The sequence below is a fragment of the Psychrobacillus sp. FSL K6-4046 genome (assembly GCF_038624605.1).
Lineage (GTDB): Bacteria > Bacillota > Bacilli > Bacillales_A > Planococcaceae > Psychrobacillus.
Map to the genome: position 1 here is coordinate 2,859,936 of NZ_CP152020.1, position 20,714 is coordinate 2,880,649.

18 protein-coding genes and 1 riboswitch are annotated in these 20,714 nt (G+C 38.4%); of the genes, 5 read left to right on the forward strand and 13 right to left on the reverse strand.

Annotated elements, in window-relative coordinates; all coding sequences use genetic code 11:
• The first annotated feature begins 1 nt into the window (after position 1).
• The 5 genes from MKY09_RS14125 to MKY09_RS14145 all read left to right on the forward strand — a co-directional run bounded on the left by MKY09_RS14125 (position 2) and on the right by MKY09_RS14145 (position 4,934).
• The gene (locus MKY09_RS14125) at positions 2–310 is read left to right on the forward strand and encodes an AzlD domain-containing protein (RefSeq protein WP_342566925.1); all 309 of its coding nucleotides are present in this window, start codon (positions 2–4) and stop codon (positions 308–310) included.
• A 593-nt stretch (positions 311–903) separates the two neighbouring features.
• A riboswitch (SAM riboswitch) is annotated at positions 904–1,012 on the forward strand.
• 148 nt (positions 1,013–1,160) lie between these two features.
• Complete coding sequence (locus MKY09_RS14130) at positions 1,161–2,186, forward strand: ATP-binding cassette domain-containing protein (protein WP_169361040.1); 1,026 nt, start codon at positions 1,161–1,163, stop codon at positions 2,184–2,186.
• Positions 2,176–2,838, forward strand: a complete 663-nt coding sequence (locus MKY09_RS14135) for a methionine ABC transporter permease (RefSeq protein ID WP_342566926.1) — start codon at positions 2,176–2,178, stop codon at positions 2,836–2,838. The genes MKY09_RS14130 and MKY09_RS14135 overlap by 11 nt, the downstream gene beginning before the upstream one ends.
• Positions 2,839–2,849: 11 nt before the next feature.
• Positions 2,850–3,713, forward strand: a complete 864-nt coding sequence (locus MKY09_RS14140) for a MetQ/NlpA family ABC transporter substrate-binding protein (RefSeq protein WP_169361042.1) — start codon at positions 2,850–2,852, stop codon at positions 3,711–3,713.
• 18 nt (positions 3,714–3,731) lie between these two features.
• Entirely contained in the window at positions 3,732–4,934 is a 1,203-nt protein-coding gene (locus MKY09_RS14145) for a M20 family metallopeptidase (RefSeq protein WP_251552806.1), read from the forward strand.
• A gap of 415 nt (positions 4,935–5,349) precedes the next feature.
• On the opposite strand, the gene MKY09_RS14150 is transcribed toward MKY09_RS14145, so the two are convergent.
• From MKY09_RS14150 to prfB, 13 genes are all read right to left on the reverse strand, one after another.
• Positions 5,350–6,921, reverse strand: coding sequence for an IS1182 family transposase (locus MKY09_RS14150; RefSeq protein WP_342566927.1), 1,572 nt, complete (start codon positions 6,919–6,921; stop codon positions 5,350–5,352).
• Between the two features lie 123 nt (positions 6,922–7,044).
• Positions 7,045–7,314: a CsbA family protein gene (locus MKY09_RS14155; protein ID WP_342566928.1), complete on the reverse strand. Its 270-nt coding sequence runs from the start codon at positions 7,312–7,314 to the stop codon at positions 7,045–7,047.
• An 8-nt stretch (positions 7,315–7,322) separates the two neighbouring features.
• Positions 7,323–8,492 (reverse strand): PDZ domain-containing protein, encoded by a 1,170-nt coding sequence (locus tag MKY09_RS14160; RefSeq protein WP_342566929.1) that lies wholly within the window; start codon positions 8,490–8,492, stop codon positions 7,323–7,325.
• Between the two features lie 82 nt (positions 8,493–8,574).
• Positions 8,575–9,996: a S41 family peptidase gene (locus MKY09_RS14165; RefSeq protein ID WP_169361047.1), complete on the reverse strand. Its 1,422-nt coding sequence runs from the start codon at positions 9,994–9,996 to the stop codon at positions 8,575–8,577.
• Between the two features lie 72 nt (positions 9,997–10,068).
• A complete protein-coding gene (locus MKY09_RS14170; protein WP_169361048.1) occupies positions 10,069–10,647 on the reverse strand; it encodes a redoxin domain-containing protein in 579 nt (192 codons plus the stop codon).
• Positions 10,648–10,833: 186 nt separating this feature from the next.
• Complete coding sequence (locus MKY09_RS14175; RefSeq protein ID WP_169361049.1) at positions 10,834–12,141, reverse strand: M23 family metallopeptidase; 1,308 nt, start codon at positions 12,139–12,141, stop codon at positions 10,834–10,836.
• Positions 12,142–12,169: 28 nt separating this feature from the next.
• On the reverse strand, positions 12,170–13,057 hold the full coding sequence (gene ftsX, locus MKY09_RS14180; RefSeq protein ID WP_169361050.1) for a permease-like cell division protein FtsX: 888 nt from the start codon (positions 13,055–13,057) through the stop codon (positions 12,170–12,172).
• Positions 13,047–13,733: a cell division ATP-binding protein FtsE gene (gene ftsE / locus MKY09_RS14185; protein ID WP_169361051.1), complete on the reverse strand. Its 687-nt coding sequence runs from the start codon at positions 13,731–13,733 to the stop codon at positions 13,047–13,049. Before ftsE ends, ftsX begins: the two co-directional genes overlap by 11 nt.
• Before the next feature lie 876 nt (positions 13,734–14,609).
• Positions 14,610–15,809: an IS256 family transposase gene (locus tag MKY09_RS14190; RefSeq protein ID WP_169361554.1), complete on the reverse strand. Its 1,200-nt coding sequence runs from the start codon at positions 15,807–15,809 to the stop codon at positions 14,610–14,612.
• Between the two features lie 642 nt (positions 15,810–16,451).
• Entirely contained in the window at positions 16,452–16,802 is a 351-nt protein-coding gene (gene cccB, locus MKY09_RS14195) for a cytochrome c551 (RefSeq protein ID WP_342566930.1), read from the reverse strand.
• Positions 16,803–16,850: 48 nt separating this feature from the next.
• Positions 16,851–17,690: a YitT family protein gene (locus MKY09_RS14200; protein WP_342568254.1), complete on the reverse strand. Its 840-nt coding sequence runs from the start codon at positions 17,688–17,690 to the stop codon at positions 16,851–16,853.
• Positions 17,691–18,053: 363 nt separating this feature from the next.
• On the reverse strand, positions 18,054–19,517 hold the full coding sequence (locus MKY09_RS14205) for a methyl-accepting chemotaxis protein (RefSeq protein ID WP_342566931.1): 1,464 nt from the start codon (positions 19,515–19,517) through the stop codon (positions 18,054–18,056).
• A gap of 77 nt (positions 19,518–19,594) precedes the next feature.
• Positions 19,595–20,696 (reverse strand): peptide chain release factor 2 gene (gene prfB / locus MKY09_RS14210; protein WP_169358855.1). Its coding sequence is split into 2 segments (ribosomal slippage): positions 19,595–20,623 and positions 20,625–20,696, totalling 1,101 coding nucleotides; the frame shifts between segments, so codons are not numbered across the junction.
• Positions 20,697–20,714 lie beyond the last annotated feature (18 nt).

Below are 20,714 nucleotides of genomic sequence, written 5' to 3' on the forward strand. Positions count from 1 at the left end.
ATTGGGTAGTTGGTATTGGTGGATGCTCTTTGGCATGGCAGTTGTTACTTACATTCCTCGGGCATTTCCTTTAACATTTTTGGAAGGCAAGGAACTGCCACCTGTTCTTTCAGGTATATTACGTAATATACCTTTTGCTGTTTTAGGAGCATTAATATTTCCAGCAGTTTTATACATACAAGAAGGCGATATATTATTTGGTTTTATAGGCGCTATCATTGCTTTTACTCTCGCCTTTTTATTTCAAAATGTGATGGTTGTCGTCCTTGGAACAGTTGGTTTTTTAGCAGTTTATAGCCTCTTTATATAAAGGTTTAACTTCTTTAAAAATTTTATTTATTAAAGCTATGTTAAAGTTATTGGCTTATTTGGACTAACAATTCTTATTTATAGTGACTGTAAACATATTCAAATGACTATCAAATAAATTATGAAATTGGGGTTGGCAACAGTTTTTTTGCTTTGTTTATGCAAGTAAATTTATAATCAATATATCGATGTATCAAGGATGTTCCTATTTATTGATTGGAGCGCCAGACGGCGACTCCAGTGGGATGAGTGAGACAGATAAGACATCACAACCACGCGCGCAAGCGATGGGTGATGGCTTATCGCTCACCCCACGGAAAGCGTCCGGTTGGCGCGGAAATCAATTCAACTCTCTGATTTATAGATTTCTTTTGTATGCATCATAAATCACCCCTACTCTTTAACATAGCCTTATAGCTCATCCATGAATATAAAACTATGTTATTTATTATTTTTTTGAGCCCTTCAAAAATTTATATTCAATTAATCAATTAAGTGGTTCAAATTACCCTATTTTTAAAAACCTCTTGACGGTTATGTTTTTATTGTTTAAAGTTTAAAACAATTCTTACAACAATTAAATAGCACATCACTTTCTTATCTAGAGAAACCGAGGGATCAGGCCCTATGACGTTTCGGCAACAGGTTCAAATCTTTGAATACTGTGCCAACTCCTGCAAGCGCACTGCTTGAAAGATGAGAAAAGTTGGCTTTTTCGTAAATTTTGGAGAGCTTTCTTTTTCTTATCGTTTTTAGATAAGAACAAGGAAGCTCTCTTTTTCTCGTGATAGAAAGGTAGATGACTATCCTTTGTCTGTAACGAACCAATGATGTATGAGGAGGTAATTTGAATGATCGAGTTTAAAAATGTTTCCAAGACCTTTCGTCTTGGCAAGCGGGAGGTGCATGCAGTAAAAGATGTTTCTCTAAAAATAAAAGAAGGTGAGATATTTGGCATTATAGGATTTAGTGGTGCAGGAAAGAGTACGCTGCTTCGACTAGTTAATATGCTGGAACGTCCTTCTGCAGGCTCTGTATTTATTCAGAATATCGATGTCAAATCATTGACTTCCAAACAGTTACGAGCAAGACGAAGAAATATTGGAATGATTTTTCAAAACTTTAACTTGTTCCACTCTCGCACAGTTGGCGGAAATATTGCTTACCCTCTAAAGCTAGCAGGCTTGAGTAAAAATGAAATTACAAAAAGGGTGAACGAACTTCTTAGCTTTGTCGGGCTCTCTGATAAAGAGAAAGATTATCCAAGCCAGTTGTCTGGTGGTCAAAAACAACGTGTTGGTATTGCTCGGGCACTTGCTACCTCACCTGATATTCTCATTTGTGACGAAGCAACTTCTGCATTGGATCCAGAAACTACTGCAGAAATCCTTCGCTTACTTAAAAAGGTGAATAAGGAATTTGGAATTACCATTTTGTTAATCACACATGAAATGCACGTCATTCAGTCCATTTGCGATCGAGTAGCTGTCATGGAAAATGGAGAGGTTATTGAATCAGGAGACGTATTCGATGTATTTACTGATCCACAGCATCTTACCTCTCAGCGCTTTATACGATCTGTGCAACAGGATTTACCTTCTCCTCAAATCTTAGAGGATTGGCGTTCTCGAGGAGGCAACGGCTTTTATCGAGTAATCTTCAAGGGCGACGTAACAAATAAAGCCATTTTATCTCAAGTAACTCAGAAGCATCGCATTCATTTCAATATTGTTTATGGTTCTATACGAGAGTTACAGGAAAGGCTTTTTGGAGATTTAATCGTGTCTTTTGAAGGCGACACCGTGGCAATTCAAAGTGCCATTAATGAGCTAGAGACAATCGTTGACATTCAGGAGGTGGCAAAGCATGAAGGTTGATTGGAGTACTTTCTGGCCGAGGATTGTAGAAGCAACAGGAGAAACCATTATTATGGTGATTGCCACTCTTATCTTTGGTTCTATTTTAGGAATAACGATTGGTCTTCTATTATTTGTAACACGAGAAAGAAACATTTTAGAAAATAAAATTGTATTTCAGGTGTTGAACATCTTGATTAATATTATTCGACCAATTCCCTTTATCATCTTTTTAGTAGCCATCTCGCAGCTCACTAGATTAGTAATGGGATCTACGATTGGTACTGCGGCCGCCATTTTTCCAATGACAATCGTCGCCAGCTTCTCTATTGCTCGAGTAGTTGAAAATAACTTAGTGAGTATAGATCCCGGAGTAATTGAAGCGGCTCAAGCAATGGGTGCTAGTCCATTACGGATTATATTCACAGTTTTAATACCAGAAGCATTAGGACCTCTTATTCTCGGTTTAACCTTTATAACTGTTAGCTTAATAGACTTTTCTGCTGTGGCAGGAACAGTCGGTGGAGGCGGACTCGGTCATATAGCAATGACCTATGGATATCAGCGTTTCGACGGAAGTGTTATGCTCGTAACCGTTATAATACTCATCGTTTTAGTTCAGCTTGCCCAGTGGTTAGGAAATGCATTATCTAAAAAATTCATCAGACGATAAGGAGAATAGATATGAAAAAAATTAGTTTATTAGTCATTGCTCTTTTGGCAGCAATAGTCTTAGCAGCTTGTAACGACTCTTCAGCTGCTTCAGACAAGGATACAGTTAAGGTGAAAATTGGTGTGAATGGCTCTGATGGTGCCCAATGGCCAGTTTTAAAAGAGAAAGCAGCTAAAGAAGGAATTGAAATTGAGTTAATCGAGTTTGCAGACTACACTTTACCCAATAATGCCTTAGCACAGGGAGATATCGATTTAAATGCCTTCCAGCATATTTCCTTCCTTTCTCAATATGTAAAAGAAAGCGGAAATGACCTTGTTCCAATTGGTTCAACCATGTTTGCTCCTCTTGGCGTTTATTCAGAAAAAATTAAAGACATCAGTGAAATCAAAAAAGGCGATAAAATTGCTATTCCAGATGATCCATCTAACCAGGCTCGTGCACTTCGTTTGTTAGAGTCTGCTGATTTAATCACCCTTTCAGACAGCTTCGGGCTTTTTGGAGATCCAAGCGGCATTGTAGAAAACCCATTGAACTTAGATATTATTCCAATGGTTGCCCAACAAACACCACGAGTGCTGCCGGACGTTACTGCTTCTATCATCAACAATGGCGTTGCAGGTCAAGCAGGATTCTCACCTGGTGAGGACCCTATATATAAAGAAGAAGGAAAGGATGAATCCATCTATCCTTATGTCAACACAATAGTAGCCCGTGGAGAAGATAAAAATAACGAAACATACACACGTATTGTCGAATTATATCAAGAAGAAGATATCCAGAAAGTTATCACCGAGGATACAAAAGGCGGATCCGCTTTAGTAATTTTAACGCAGGAACAACTAGATCAAACATTTGAAGATCTAATCAAATAAAAAATAGGAGGAATACAGATGAGTATTGTAAAAGAACCAAAGGAATTATTGCTAAAGTCAATTGAGGAAAACAAAGAATTATACGTGCAGGTCAGTCAGGAAATCCATAATAACCCTGAAATCGGCAACCAGGAGTTCTTCGCTAGTGCAAAACATGTAAAGCTACTACGTGACGCCGGTTTCGAGGTAACTACTTCCGTTGCAGGCCATGAAACATCCTTCTACGCTATTAAAAAGGGAGTAAAAGAAGGGCCAACCGTAGCTTACCTTGCAGAGTATGATGCCCTTCCTGGACTAGGTCACGCATGCGGACATAATATTATCGGAACAACGAGCGTTGCTGCTGGAATTGCCTTGGCAGAGGCCCTCCCTCTTACAGGAGGAAATGTAGTCGTTCTTGGGACGCCCGCTGAGGAAGGTGGCCCTAATGGAAGTGCTAAAGGAAGCTTCGTCAAGCACGGTTTCCTTAAGGATGTTGATGTTGCACTAATGATTCACCCTTCCGGCAAGACTTCTTTAACTGGTGAAACATTGGCCGTGGATCCATTAGATTTTCATTTTCATGGGAAAGCAGCACATGCATCTGGATCTCCTGAGAAAGGTATAAATGCTTTAGACGCTGTCATTCTTTTATTCAATGGCATTAATGCCCTTCGTCAGCAGCTTCCAAGCACTGTACGTATCCACGGGATCATCACCCACGGTGGAGATGCTCCAAACATTATTCCTGACTACGCTTCTGCTCGCTTCTATATCCGAGCAGAGAGCTGGAAGAAAACAGAGGAAGTAGCAGAAAAAGTCCGTGCTATTGCAAATGGCGCAGCACTTGCAACAGGAGCCTCCGTACGAATTGAGCGATTCCAAAACGAGGTTCAGGACTTTGTATTAAATTCTAAATTAGATGAAATTCTTCATGAAGAGCTTGAAGCAGTCGGAGAGTTTGTCCATACAGAAAAACGAAAAGGCAAAGGATCAACAGACGCTGGCAACATCAGCTATGCTGTCCCTACTGCCCATCCACATATTAAAATTGGCCCAGATGATTTGGTCGGTCACACCATCGAGTTCCGTGAAGCTGCCAAATCCCAGCTTGGCGACGAGGCACTAATTAAGGGAGCTAAGGCTCTAGCCAATACCGGCTACCGCATCCTAACTGATGCTGAACTGCTTCACAACGTACGAAAGGAATATGAAGAAGCGCTAGCCAAGAAGCAAGATTGAGCTGAATACCTGATTCGATGAATGAAAGCCTATGGGTAGGTTGTAGCTTTGTCCATTTGGATAAAAGTGTTGCAGTAGCAACTGGAAGTACTGCACATGGGCAAAGTGTTACGGGAATGGACGAAATTGTTGCGGGAATGACTTCAAGTTTTGCGCGCTTTACCCAAAGTGTTGCGCTAAATGGAAAAGTGTTGCGCTTATGGCTTAAAGTGTTGCACCTATCCAAGTATCTCACTTTACCAATTGACTTCCTCTTGCCACCCCTGTTTGAGGAAGTCTACTTCACTATTACTTTCCATCAATTCGATGGATTAAAAAAAGAGGCTGGGACAAAACTAGCTTCTAATATTGGAAAAAGAGAAATTGAGCTCACTCAATTTCTCTTTTTCCTTATTTTTATGTATTTTTTATTCTTCTATCTAGTTTTTACCGTGAACTTACGTAAGTTCACGGCCATTAACGCAAGACCCATTTCATTTTCAACCTTCGGTTTCCCACGTACAGAAAATCGTGAGAAACGCAAATTAGCCTTCAAGAATCCAAAAACTGGTTCCACATCAATTTTTCTTTGACGATAGATAGAACCTGTCTTTTCCTCTGAAAGCTTCGCGCTCACATATTCTTTTTGTTGCTCCCACTTTTCGTTCACCATCAACTTTCTATTATTACCTTCTTTTGCTTTCGTACAGGAGGAGCGGAACGGACAACCTGAACAGTCCTCACATTCATAGATCTTAAACTCCCGTTTGTATCCTGTCTTGTCCTCGCGTATGGAATGATATTTAAAGGACAGCTGTTTCTGGTTCGGGCAGGTGTACGTATCGTTCTCTTCGTCGTACTTCCAATTTGCAGTATTGAACTTATTTTGTTTCTGTTTCTTCTTTTGCTCTTTGATGTACATGTTATAGGTGATCAGAGCTTCGCGTTTACGATTAGATAGTATATCGTCATAATTCTGTTCGCTTCCATAGCCTGCATCTGCCACGATATGCTTCGGTAGCTTAAAGTAATTTTTCTCAATCTCATCCAGGAAGGGGATCAAGGTTTTGGTGTCTGTTGGATTAGAAAACAAACTATAGGCAAGCGTGTATTGACCCTCTGTTGCGATTTGTACATTATAACCAGCCTTCAATTGACCATTTTTCATGTAGTCGTCTTTCATCCTCATAAAGGTTGCATCATGGTCAGTCTTTGAATAGCTGTTCCGGGTTCCAAAGATTTCAAAGTCCCGTTGATATTTCTGTTTACGGTAGATATAATCAATCAACTCTTTACGTACCTGCTTTGGATATTTTCGTTCTCTCCTCAAGCTCTTTCGTTCCAAAGCGTCTGACGACGCTTCTATTTGTTGGTCATATTCGGTGATGATATCCTCTACTTTTTGAACCATTTGAGTTAGTTCTTCCAGTGACAGGTGCTCTTCATCTTCTCGTTCCATTTGAGGGATGATCTCCTTTTCAAGCAGTTCGTTATATAACTGGTTCGATTTTTCTATCAATCCTTTGTTATATTTCTCTACGGATTTTCTCCAGACAAACGTGAACTTGTTAGCGTTTGCTTCAATCTTTGTACCATCAATAAAGATTGCCTCTTGGTCAATGAGTTTTTCTTGGACCAACTGACAGCGGAATTGTACGAAACATTGACGGATTAATTCGCTCACCTCTGGCTGCACACGAAATCGATTGATTGTGCGGTAGCTTGGTTGATAGCCCTGGGCCAGCCACATTATCCGGACACTATCGTATAAGAGTCCTTCAATTTTTCGACCTGAAAAAACAGACTGGGAGTAAGCACAAAGGATGATTTTCATCATCATGCGGGGATGATAGGCAGGGCAACCCGTATTTCGAAGAAATACTTTAAACGCTTCGTCAGGGATGCTTTCAACTAAATGGTGAATATGGAAGGCAATATCGTTTTCTTGTAATTTTACTTCTAAATCTAAAGGCAATACCACTTGATTCATGTTATAATCTTTAAACATAAGGACACTTCTTTCTGTTGGATTTGGTGTGGTAACTTAATTTTATCAGAAAGCGTCCTTTGTTTATGACAAAAAATATAAAGCCGGTGAAATTTTACTTATTGTAAAATTTCATCGGCTTTTTCATTTAAGAGGATGGTTTTGTCCCAGTCTCTTTTTGTCGCGCGCTTTCATATAGCTGGCATACCAAAATCCAAATGTCAGAGATGCAGCATCTAATATATAGATCCACCAACGATGAGTATAGCCAGCATACACAGAGGCTGCGAACAGAGCAACTGTTAGTAGCAAGGCGACATATCGATTAAAGGTTATTCGAGTAAATAGCACAACTAACAAAGCAGGTGCAACAATCGCAAGTATAACTTGTGTTGGTATAGATAAAGTTTCCATTGTTTCTCCTACCTTACTAAGATTAATCCTAGTCTGTAATGGTCATGTCTAAACAAAACATGCTGTCTCAATCGAAGCTCTCCATTATGATCCAATACTTCTAATCTACAATGGGCTGCATTGATTTGAACGGCTTCATACAGTTCTTGCTCATCTGTTACTTTTTGTCCGTTTACCTTAACGATACATTCTCCAATTTTTAAGCCCATCTTTTCTGCCGGAGAGTCGGAAAGCACACCAGCAATCATTACCCCATTCGATTGCGGAGATACAGCAAAGGAGCCATTACGCTCTCTTCTATACTCAATAAAGGATATTACTAGTCTTCCTATTACTCCCAACGCCAAAGCTATTAGACTGATAAGTGGTTCTATATAGCCTACCGCTGCTACAACTGTCACGATTATCCCTAATTGCCAAACCTTTTTTCCGTACATAGGGAAAAAATTCTCTGCCAGTGAATGTCTGCTTTTTTGTTGAAAGCCTATTACAAAAGGAAACAATACTAAAGAAAATGTAGACTCTCCTAAAGTAAACTGTGGCCAGAACGGTAGATATGTATGTATAACATCTCCAGGTATGACTAATAGAATCGGTAACAACCAAAGTCGTTTAGTTACATATTCCATTGCCTCGCTGCCTCTTGCCGTTTTAACCAATCTAGGCGAAGCGTTTGTCGCTCCATGCTTTTGAATAATAAAACCCTCTGCTATCAGCAATAAACCTGCTAAAATAGCAATTGGAACAATAACTTGTCCATCTATATCTTGTCCAACAATTTCCCATGAAAATATTTCATAAGACCAATCATAGAAAAACATGATATAAAAAGTAGCTACCGCTAGGGCAATTGCATAAATTGCAGAGCCGACCTGATACATAAAGAGTAGAACAAATAAAATCATCCATACACTATAAACCATTAACCAAGTGGACGGTATAACCATTCCAACCGCTACACTAATTACAGATATAATAATTGCCCATACATAACCATCTAGCAAAAAATGCTTGGCCTCTGTCCAACCCCAAAGTATTCTCGCTCGAAATTGTTTTCTCTCTCTCTTCACCCGAAAGTATCCGATTAATACAGAAAAAAGAAGTGTTATATAAACAGCTGGATGAAGGAAGAAACGTCCAATCCCTTTTGCCAATTCTATTAATATTTCTTGTACCATACGAATCCTCCTCGCTTACAACATAGTCTTCCTATTATTGTAACAAACGAGGAGAACTTCCGTATAGGTTTATTGTCTCAAGTTATTTATTTAAGCTGTGAATTATATAACTTACACCCATTTGAAGCTGCTGATCATTCTCTTTTCGTGCCTTATACTCATTAATTGTGTTCGTTAAGTCCTGAAAGAATGTCTCATCTAGCTTCGAATTAATTTCTAGTTTATTTTGCTCTCTATATTTATCTATAGCTTCAACAGTAGCTTCATCAAAATAACCGTCCTTGCGTGATATATTGTAGCCTAATCCACTAAGAATTTGTTGTACGTACTTAATTTCATCTCCATAATCTCCTTGGTGGAAATCACCATGATAATATTTAATATCTGTGTTGAATAACTCATCCTGCTCTACCTTCAAATCTGCCTCTATCCCCTTATGATGAATCCATTGTTGCTTTGGAGTTAACCACTTATGGGTAGAAATTTTTAACTTTCCGCCATTAGACAAAGGATGTGTTTCTTGAACAGTACCTTTACCAAAGCTTGTTTCACCTACGATCATAGCACGACTATTATCTTTTAACGCCCCAGCCAAAACTTCACTTGCAGATGCACTACCTCCATTTTGCAATAGAACAACTGGTAGCTTGTTCAGGTAAGGGTTATCCTTATTTACCGTATTCAATGGTTCTAAAACACCTTTAGCATCTTGCATGTAAGCAAACGTACTTCCGTTTTGTAGAAGGGTTCCTATAATAGAAGAAACGCTGAATAAATAACCTCCTGGATTACCTCGGACATCCACAACTAGTCCGTTTATTCCACGTTCTACAAGCGCTTTGGTTTGCTTTTCCCACTCTTCAGCAGTTTTTTCTCCAAAAATAGAAATAGTGACTATCCCTAGAGACTTTCCGTCAACCTCTAGTACTTCACTGGAAACAGTATGCAACGCGATTGTCTCTCGTTTCATATGTAACTCTACATGACGATTTTCGCTTGGACGATATATCGTCATTTTAAGACTACTACCTTTGTCACCACTTAATAATCGAACTAATTCAGCCATAGTTTTACCATCTACTCGTTCACTGTTCACCCGCACGATCTCATCCTGAGGCTTCAAACCTGCTTTGTAAGCTGGAGAGTCTTTAATGGGAGCCACTACAATAAACTTACCGCCAGAATTCATAATTTCTACACCAATACCAACGCGTTCCTCAGCTAAAGAAGATTCTTGCGTCTCCGCTTCCTCTTTCGTTAAATACGAAGAATGTGGATCTTCTAAAGCTTCAGCCATGCCTCTAATTGCACCCTCTACTAATAGCTTTTCATTCTTTGAGAAAACTGCCTCTTTTTTTATTAACTGATACGCTTCATCAATCACTTGACTACTACTAACGTTACTTTTCTCTGGCTCTGACGATTTTCCAGACATCCATAAATACCCTAATACCAACACAATGACTAAAATGAATCCAAATAAAATAATCCGATTTTTGCGCAAGTTCAACCTCCTAGTTTTCCACTAATATATGTGAGGAAAACGAAGTTTAATACTTGCCCAAAAATCAGATTCTTATTTTAGTTTATCGACATAATCTATCAGCATTTCCTCATTCATTGGACCAACTATCATATTTTGAATGATGCCATTCGTATCAATCATATAAGTAGTTGGAATAGGGATCACCTTATAGGCGTTTCCTATTTGCCCTTCCTCATCCATAGGTATTGGAAAGGTTAGACCGTAGTCTTCTACAAACGAAGACACCTCATCTACTCCATTATCCTTGTTCGTAAGGTTGACTGCTAAAATTTCCACATTAGCTTCTTCAGACATATCTTCATAGTAGTTTTGCATATGTGGCATCTCTGCTTTACAAGGAGGACACCATGATGTCCAAAAATTTAATACTACTTTTTTTCCTTTATAGTCTGACAACGAGACCTCTTTTCCGTCTAGTGTTGTCAAAGTAAAATCTGGGGCTGCATCACCTTTACCAGTCCCTTGGTTTACTGGGTTTTCAGCCATATCTGTTCCCATTTGCTCCCCTTCAAAAGGATCTTCCTTTTCATCAATATTATTTTTTACAAATGATATAGTAGCAATAGCTATTAAGGAACCTATAATTAGTAATCCAATTATTTTTTTCACACTTAACCTCCACTTTACTTATAAAATATTATTATTTTAATTATATGCATAAATCTAAGTAGATACTATTCACTAGCTTAAGTTTTATACAATTTGTGTACAAAAAAAGACTTCCATCAAATCTCTTATTCTAAAAAAAAAGGCATCCAATTATATAATAATTGAATGCCCCATGTTACTTTTATTTTATAGAGAAATGTATCTCAATGGATTCACTGAGTTACCAGCCATACCTTCCCAATATCCTAAATGGATTTCAAAGTGAAGATGTGGTCCAGTAGAATTACCTGTAGTTCCGATTGCTCCGATACGTTGACCTTTAGAGACAACTTGTCCAACTCCTACACCTATACTGCTTAAATGAGCATATAATGAAGTGAAAGTTTGACCATCAATAGAATGTGTCACCATAATTACATTACCGTATGTGCTTAAAGGTGATGCATACGATACGACTCCATCAGCAGCCGATAATACTGGTGTTCCAGTGCTGTTGGCAATATCTATACCATAATGCATTTTTCCTTTACCGTAGATTGGATGCATTCTGTATCCATAACCAGAAGTAAAGCTTCCGGATGCAGGTTTTGTCCAGTTACCAGCTGAAACGGCAGGAATCGCCGTTGAAGATCCGCTAGCAGCCTGCTGACGTTTACGTTCTGCAGCCGCTTTCTTCTTTTTCTCTTCTGCTGCTTTTCTAGCTATTTCTGCTTGACGCTTTTGCTCTGCAACAATTTTATCTTGAATCGCTTTATCTAAGTTTAAAACTTCTTCATATTCTGTTTCCATCTGTTCTTTATCTTCCAGAAGCTTAGCTTGTTCAACTTCTAGTTGATCTACTAATGTGCTCTTAGATGATTTTTGACCATCTAAATTAGCTTTTAAGGAAACAAGCTGCTCTTTACTTGCTTCTTGCTCTTGACGTTTCTTCTCTAGGCTTGCCGTTTGCTCTTCAAGTTCTTTTTTATCTTCTGCCTGCTCTTTTAGAATTTTACGGTCAGCTTCCATCAATGTATTAACTGCTGAAAAGCGGTCAATAAAATCTACGAAGCTATTAGCTCCAAGTAATACGTCTAAATAATTGACTGATCCACCACTAACTTGAACAGCTCTTATTCTTTCTTTTAGCAATTCATCGCGAGCTGCAATTTTCTGTTCTAACTCAGCGATAGAGGCTTTTAATGCTTCGATTTCGCTTGTAGTTTTTTCAATCTCATTTAAAACCGCTGAAATACTTTTTTCAGTTGCCATAATTTTATTATCCAACTCTTGAATTTGAGCCATAATTTGATCAATTTTAGACTCGTTAGTATCAATTTTTGTTTCAGTTTCTTTAATATTCGATTGAATAGTGCTTTTCTTTTCTTGGATGTTCTGTTTTTCTTTTTTAAGGTCGTCCAATGAATTGGCAAGAGCGCTTGGCGTGTTAAATAGTAGCGCTCCGGATGCAGCGATTGCAACAATACGCAACATCCATTTGGATTGTTTTCTCAAATCTTATTGCTCCTTTCAAGATACCTTCTTATACTCGTAAAAATTTTCTAACTGACATGAAACTACCCCAAATACCGATTAAAACTCCCATTAATAGAATTAATGCGTTTAACTGATAAATGAATGGGGAAAACTCTAGTAAATTAAATAAATTTCCTAGCTCTAATTTAGGCTGTAATGCATTATAAAGATTATAGTAAAGCACCGTAACTAACGTGATTGGTACAATCGCTCCTAAAATACCAAGCCACATACCTTCTAATATGAAGGGGATACGGATAAACCAGTTTGTAGCTCCAACTAGTTTCATAATCTCTATATCTCGTCGTCTAGCAACAATCGTGATTCGAATAGTATTCGAAATTAAGAACATAGCTGTAAATAATAGAGCAAGGATCAACACTACGCCCACGTTTCTACCCATATTAAGTACAGAGAATAATCTTTCTATTTTACCTTCTCCGTAGCTCACCTCAAATGTGTTATCTAACTTATCGATTTCCTTCGCAATCGCTTCAGTCTCTTGAGGATCTACCGCTTTTGCATAAAAAACATTATGTAATGGGTTTTCTTGTTCATATAACTCTAAATCTGATCCAAAATCCATAACAAGTTTCTTTAGTTCTTCTCCCTTAGTCGCATATACTAGCTCTGCAACACCTGGAAGATTTTTAATGTCTTCTTCTAGCTTGGTGATTTCTTCTTCACTTGCTGTCAATTCGACGTAAATTTTTACTTCTACGTCTCTTTCTAGGTCGTCTGCTACTTTATTTAAATTCATCATAATCATGACGAATACGCCTACCAGTAATAATGTAACGGTAACAGCACTGACGGATGCAAATGTCATCCAACCATTTCTGCTGATACTTTTTAAGCTATCTCTGAAGTGTCGTCCTGCTGTTCTAGCCTTCATATCCGTAATCTCCTCCGTACTCGTCTCGAGTGATTAAGCCACCCTCAACTACAATAACACGGTGTCGAATTGTATTTACAATTTCTCTATTATGAGTTGCCATAACAATTGTAGTTCCTCGGGAATTAATTTCTTCAAATGTGTTCATAATTTCCCATGAAGTTTCGGGGTCTAAATTTCCGGTCGGCTCATCTGCAATTACTAGTTTAGGAGTATTCACAATGGAGCGCGCTATAGAAACACGTTGTTGTTCCCCGCCTGATAGTTCTGTCGGGAACATTCTAGCTTTATTTTTTAGTCCCACTAGCTCCAATACATCCATTACTTTTTTCCGGATCACCTTAGGGGATTCCTCTATTACTTCTAAAGCAAAGGCAACGTTTTCATAAACGTTCAGTCGAGGAAGTAGTTTGAAATCTTGAAAGACAACGCCAATCTGTCTTCTTAAGTAAGGAACATTTTTATTTTTTAAGGTTGCTAAATTCATACCATTGACTATGATCGTACCTGACGTTGGGCGTTCTTCTCGATACATCATTTTAATAAATGTCGATTTTCCTGCACCACTGGGTCCAACTACGTATACAAATTCGCCCTGCTTAATATTTACGTCAATCCCGTTAGCTGCAACAATACCATTAGGATATTTTTTATAGACTTTAGTCATTTCTATCATTTTATACCACCTAATTACTTTCTTTTATTAAATACAACAATGCTTATTATAACACTTGATGTCTTTCTTAATGTTACAAATAGATTTCATTTTGTAGGTAAATTTAGTCAGAAAAACTAAAATATTAGCGATTTTTCAGTTTTTTTAGTGTTTTTTACTCAGTTACAAAAGGACTATACCCTTTATTTCTACACTTTCTTTCATAATTCCTGCTATATTTTGTTGCCAGTGAAAATATTAATAACTACAGGTTTATTTCTCCAATATAGTTAACATTCTGTGAAAATCGACAAATAAAGCTATGAGTTTGGGGAAGTTTCTTAGTGCGAATTTAGGGTGTCGTGTGAAGGGTAGTGTAATATTATGGGTGGGATTGATTGAGTTTGGGTGGATATTGGAGATTTAGGGGAGGATGACAAGTGCGGGTTGCGGGGGTAGGTGCGGATTCCAAAGTTTTAGGTGACACTTTGCTCTCTTTACGGGCGATTTGCTGGGATTTAGTTACACCTCTAGAAACTAGTTAGAGTAATTCAACCTTATTGGCGAATACCTCGCATTTATGGGACACCTTCTCTTACTTTATGGGCGCTTTCTACTCACTTATGGGGCACTTCCCTCAACTCTATGGGCTCTTTTCGGGAATGTAAAATATTTTGTGTAAATGTATTACTATCTTTATTCTAAGCACATACTTACTTTATCCGTTAAGGGGATAAGGCTCTGCTGAAGAGCAACCTGAGCACTTAACCGATGGCCAAAAAGGAGAGGGTTTTTCTCTCTCTTTTTCTTATCTTTTTGGTCTAAATTAAGCGTAAAACTTTTGGGTGTAGCGTAGCGGAGCCCAACACGACTGTACATGAACAAGGGATAATCCTACTAAATCCGCCCCTCAAAAATAATTTTGAATTGTCCCTCACACTCTAGCCATCCTGGAATAGGCTTATTCCATTTTTTTATGGCATCCATCGTGGCCAAATAAAGAATCTTCTTTAGTGAATTGTCCGTAGGATAGGCTGTTTTTGTCTTTGTTACCTTTCTCAGTTGGCGATGGAATCCTTCCACTGTATTGGTCGTATAAATGATTTTCCGTATCTCCGTCGGGTAGGAAAAGTAAGCTGTAAGCTCCAACCAATGTTCCTCCCAAGAACCAATAACCTTCGGATATTTATCTTTCCATGATGCCTTTACTTTTCCAAACTCAAGTTCAGCTTGCTCCAAAGTAGAAGCCTTGTATACCTTCTTTAAATCGGTCATAAACGGGTTTCGTTCCCTTGAAGGCACATACTTCATGGTATTTCGTAATTGATGGATCACACACAACTGAATATGCGTCTTTGGAAAGGTGCTCTGGATCGCTTCTGTAAAGCCAGAAAGTCCGTCCTTACACGCAATAAAGATATCTTCTACACCACGACTTTTAAGGTCTGTACAGACACCTAGCCAAAAGCTCGCGCTTTCATTTTCACCTACCCATATACCAAGGATATCCTTAATTCCATCGGAATTAATGCCGAGAACAGTATAAGCAGCTTTATTAATAATACGGTTCTCGTGCTTCACCTTGAAGTGGACCGCATCCAAATAAACAATTGGATACACACGGTCTAAAGGGCGGGAGTGCCATTCGAAAATCTGAGGTAAAATTTTATCTGTTACCTTACTAACCAAGCTAGGAGATACTTCGACACCATATATATCTTTCATATGTGACTCGATATCTCTTGTGGACATTCCTTTGGAATACAAAGCTAAAATCTGTTCTTCTAAGCCATTGATGGACGACTCGTAATTCTTCACGATTTGCGGTTCATATTCACCATTGCGGTCTCTAGGTATATTTAATTCTGTATTTCCAAACTTTGTTCGAATCACCTTTGAACGATAGCCATTTCTACTGTTTCCGGTATTATTTCCTGTCGGGCTATGTTTGGAGTAGCCAAGGTGGTCTTCGATTTCGGCCTCAAATACAAGCTGTAATGTTTCTTTAAAAAGATTTTTCATCATCTCGATGATGTCATCAACAGATTGACACTCTCTAGCTAAATCCTTGATTCTCATATTTTCGTAATTTTGCATAATGATCATCTCCTATAGGAAAGTTATGGTCATTTACACAAAATTTTATACGTTCTCCTCTTTTCAACTTTACGGGCGCATACCTGTGATTTATGGGACACTTCTACATACTTTATGGGCGCTTTCCACTCAGTTATGGGGCACTTCCCTCAACTCTATGGGCACTTTTCAACTTTACGGGCGGATACCTGTGATTTATGGGACACTTCTACATACTTTATGGGCGCTTTCCACTCAGTTATGGGGCACTTCCCTCAACTCTATGGGCTCTTTTCAACTTTACGGGCGGATACCTGTGATTTATGGGACATTTCTACATACTTTATGGGCGCTTTCTACTCACTTATGGGACACTTCCCTCAACTCTATGGGCGCTTTTCATCTTTATGGGCGGATATCTCGCATTTATGGGACACCTTCACTTACTTTATGGGCGCTTTCCTCTTACTTATGGGACACTTCCCTCAACCCTATGGGCGCTTTTCATCCTTATGGGCGGATATCTCGCATTTATGGGACACCTTCACTTACTTTATGGGCGCTTTCCTCTTACTTATGGGACACTTCCCTCCACTCTATGGGCACTGTCTCATTCCAACAAAAAAACAGCTACTTATAAAAGTAGCTGCTTGTCTCACGATTTTATTTTTTCTCCGCTAACCATGCAGCAACTGCTTCTGCATCAGCGCCTTCAATGATTTTACCTGGCATTGCTCCGCGGCCGTTTAAAATAACATCTAATATTTCATCTTCAGATAAGCGAGATCCTACATCAGCAAGAGCTGGGAAATTACCTTGTCCTTCTAAATTTCCGCCATGACAGCTAATACATTTAGAATTTACAATTTTTTCAGCATCTACAGACGCGGTTTCAGTCGAATCAGTTGTACCAGTGTCAGTTGTGCCAGTATCTTTTGCTTCGTCGTCTCCACCGCCACAAGCAGCAAGCATAAGACCTGCTCCAAAGATAACAGCTAATAATTTTTTATTCATTTAATGAACCTCCCTCAACATTATGAATGCACTCATATTATACCAAATTTAGTACCTTTTGAAACCTTCTCCTAACACCTCATAGGCATCAGAAACTATTACAAATGCAGTGGGGTCAATGATTTGAACCACATGTTTCAGCTTTGTGAACTCTGTTTGATACGCCACCACCATAAGGATAGACTTCTCTTCATTGGTATATCCACCATATGCAGGTAGTTTAGTTACCCCTCGATCAATCTCCTTATAGATAGCATCTCTAATTTCGTCCTGTTTATTCGTAATTATATAAATCATTTTTGATTGGCTAAATCCTAGCTGCACAATATCGATTGTTTTAGTAGTTACAAATAAACCTATTAAAGCGTATAAAGCTTGTTCAATATCAAATACTACGGCAGCACTCAACACAATTAGGCCATCGATTAGCAAGACGCTTCTTCCTAAAGAAAAGCCCGTATATTTGGTTATGATTTGAGCTGCTAAGTCTGTTCCGCCTGTTGAAGCGCCGCCTCTAAATACGATTCCTAAACCTAGACCAACTGTAATACCACCAAATAATGCACCTAACAAAGGATTATATGTCCATGGTTCCCAGCTTGCAGTTAGTAAAACTACTGCAGGTAAAACTAAGGTTCCAACAAAAGATTTAATCCCAAATTTTGCACCAAGAAATATTAAGCCTGCGATAAACAAAGGAATGTTAAAAGCATACTGAACAAGCCCAGGCTCCCAGCCAAAAACTCCTTTTAAGATAGTACTTATCCCACTTACTCCACCTGATGCAACCTGGTTTGGCAATAAAAACACATTAAAGCCAAGCGCTATTATTGCAGCACCAATGATGACGTATAAATAATCTCTAACATTCGCCATCCAAGGAGACATTTCTTTATGAACTCTATTATTTGTCGTAGTAGTCATTACTATTCCTCTTTCATGTAAATTCTTTTATTCAACCTGAAATAGTATAACAACAGAAAAGATTTTTGTGAACTTTAGCAAGATGGTGTATTAACAGGCTACTTGCACAAAACAAGAAAAGCGCAAGCGCCTATGTCTGCCCCGACAGGCAAATGGGGAAAAGCGAGGAGGCAGCTTTTCAGCCACCACAGCTTTTATCCATTTGACCCCGAGGGGCAAGGCGATGGAGCTAGACATCAATTTATCCACAGGTTCAGAACTTTATAATTTCCTAAACAATAAAAAAGCGCATCTAAAATAAATTAGATACACTTTAACTACAAGAAATTATTTACTAATAGATTGTGCTTCCTTATAGGTTTCGTCGATGTAGTCCGAAATAGCAAGCTGATCCTCTGTGATATTGACTAAAGTTGCATTGATTTCCTCGACAGTAGCCGTGCTTTCTTCAATGATTGCAGCAAACTCTGTTGTACTTACATTGATGGATTCGCTGTTTTCTGCAATCGTTTCAATCTCATTTAAATAGCTTGTTAATGATGACTGAAGCGTCTTCATCGTTTCAAACAGACCTTTGAAGGACTCATTGGATTGTTCCGCTGTTTCGGCTTGTGAGTGAGTTTGTGCTAACCCTAATTTCAGCTTTTGAAGAGCAGCCTCATTAAATTTATTGACATTGTTAAGATTGTCATCTATTTTCTCCACTGTTTGATTGGTTACCCCTGCAAGTTTTCGAATCTCTTCAGCTACTACAGAAAATCCTTTACCATGCTCTCCAGCTCTGGCAGCTTCGATAGAGGCATTCAATGCTAATAGATTCGTCTGCTCTGTAATTTGTCGAATATCTTTAGCAAACTGATTTGTTTCATTAATTTTTTCAAACAAGTTTTGAAATGTTTCATTCAATTCTTCAAAAAAGATTGTAAATTGGGTGATATCTTTTGTCATTTCTGCCATCACTTTTGAGCCCTCTGAAGCATCTTGCCCAGCAGATTCTGCCTTTTGAACGATTAACTCTAAGTTGTTCGCCATTTCTTTTACGGAGCTGCTAGTTGCTTCAGTATTACGCACTATATCAGACACATGATCTGCCTGACGTTGAGCACCGACACTCACTTCCCCTACCGCATATAGCATCTCCTGCTGCGCAATATTAGCGGATTGTGTGCTTGTGCGAATCTGTTCTAAATTGGTTGAAATGACATGCACTGCATTTTGTAATTTGTCATTTAAGAGATTGTCTTCTTGAGCTTTAATGGCGGCTTCCTCCGTTAACTGCTGCATCTTCCCAAACAAAGACTTACTTTGAATCACTTGTAAATAAACGCCTAAAGCCATTATAAATTGTATAAAGAATACATTAATTGTCTGTCCATCAAATAGGTTTAATTCGTCCTTTGAAACATTTAAATACAGTGCAATCACAGATAAGACATATCCATAAATAAAAACAAAACGGTCATTATGTATACTACTTAAAACGAGCACAAAAAACGCCAAAATAATAGTGGCTATACTTATTTTATTGAAGTATGCCGTACTTAATGCAACCATGGTGGTAGCTAAAATAATAATATAAGGAAATAATTTAGCTACTTTCATAGATTTCTTTGCTAAAAAATAAAAAACGATAGAAGCAACAAATGGTACACCTATTGAAACAATTATTTCAGATTTTGCTTGAATAATGATTTGAACTAATAGCCCCAGCCCAGCTGCTAATGCAAATGCCAAATAAAGAATATTATTTTTCTTTAATAAATCCTTCTGCTTTAAATCATCAATGTTCATACTTTTTCCCCAATCCCCATATAAAATAGTAAAAACCCCATACTATTTTATTATAGCATGGGATTTTTTACCGTCTATTAATTTATTTTGGAACGTAAGTAGGCATGAATAAATGGGTCAATTTCCCCATCCACGACTGCGTGGACATTTCCACTTTCCTCATTGGTACGGTGATCCTTAACCATAGAGTAAGGGTGGAATACGTAGGAACGAATTTGACTTCCCCATCCAATTTCTTTTTGTTCTCCACGAATTTCAGCAAGCTGAGCTTCCTGTTCTTCGATTTTTAATTGGTAAAGCTTTGATTTTAAAAGCTTCATCGCGTGCTCACGGTTTTTAATCTGTGAACGCTCTGATTGGCATGTTACAACTGAGTTAGTTGGTAAGTGAGTGATACGGACAGCGGAGTCAGTTGTATTGATATGCTGACCACCCGCACCTGTTGCACGATACGTATCTATTTTCAAATCTTCTGTACGGATTTCAATTTCAATCTCATCAGTAAACTCTGGCATAACCTCACAAGACACAAAAGAGGTATGTCGTCGACCAGACGAATCAAACGGTGAAATACGAACTAGACGATGTACACCCTTTTCTGCTTTTAAGTATCCATAAGCGTTATGACCTTTGATCAGTAGCGTTACAGATTTAATACCTGCTTCGTCTCCTGGCAAGTAATCGATCGTTTCTACTTTAAAGCCACGTTTGTCAGCCCAGCGCTGATACATACGTAAAAGAATCGATCCCCAATCTTGGGATTCAGTTCCACCAGCACCTGGATGTAATTCTAAAATAGCATTGTGCTTGTCATATTCCTCACTTAAAAGAAGTTGAAGCTCAAACTCTCCCAGTGCAGCTGTAAACTCTTTCAGCTCACTGCCAAGCTCCTCTTGCAATTCCTCATCAGGAACTTCTTTCAATAACTCTAACGTCATTTCTAAGTTTTCTTGAGTAGACATAAGATTATTGTATTGCTCCACTATGCCTTTTAAAGCGTTTAACTCATTGATGACCTTTTGAGCTCCTTGGGAATCATCCCAAAAGTCAGGGAAAGTCATTAATTCCTCTAGCTCTTGTATACGAACCTCTTTGTTTTCTAAGTCAAAGAGACCCCCTAAAGTCATTTAACTTGCCCGCCGTACGGTCTAATTCATTTCTTACAACTGAAATTTCTATCATTTTTTGTTTCCTCCG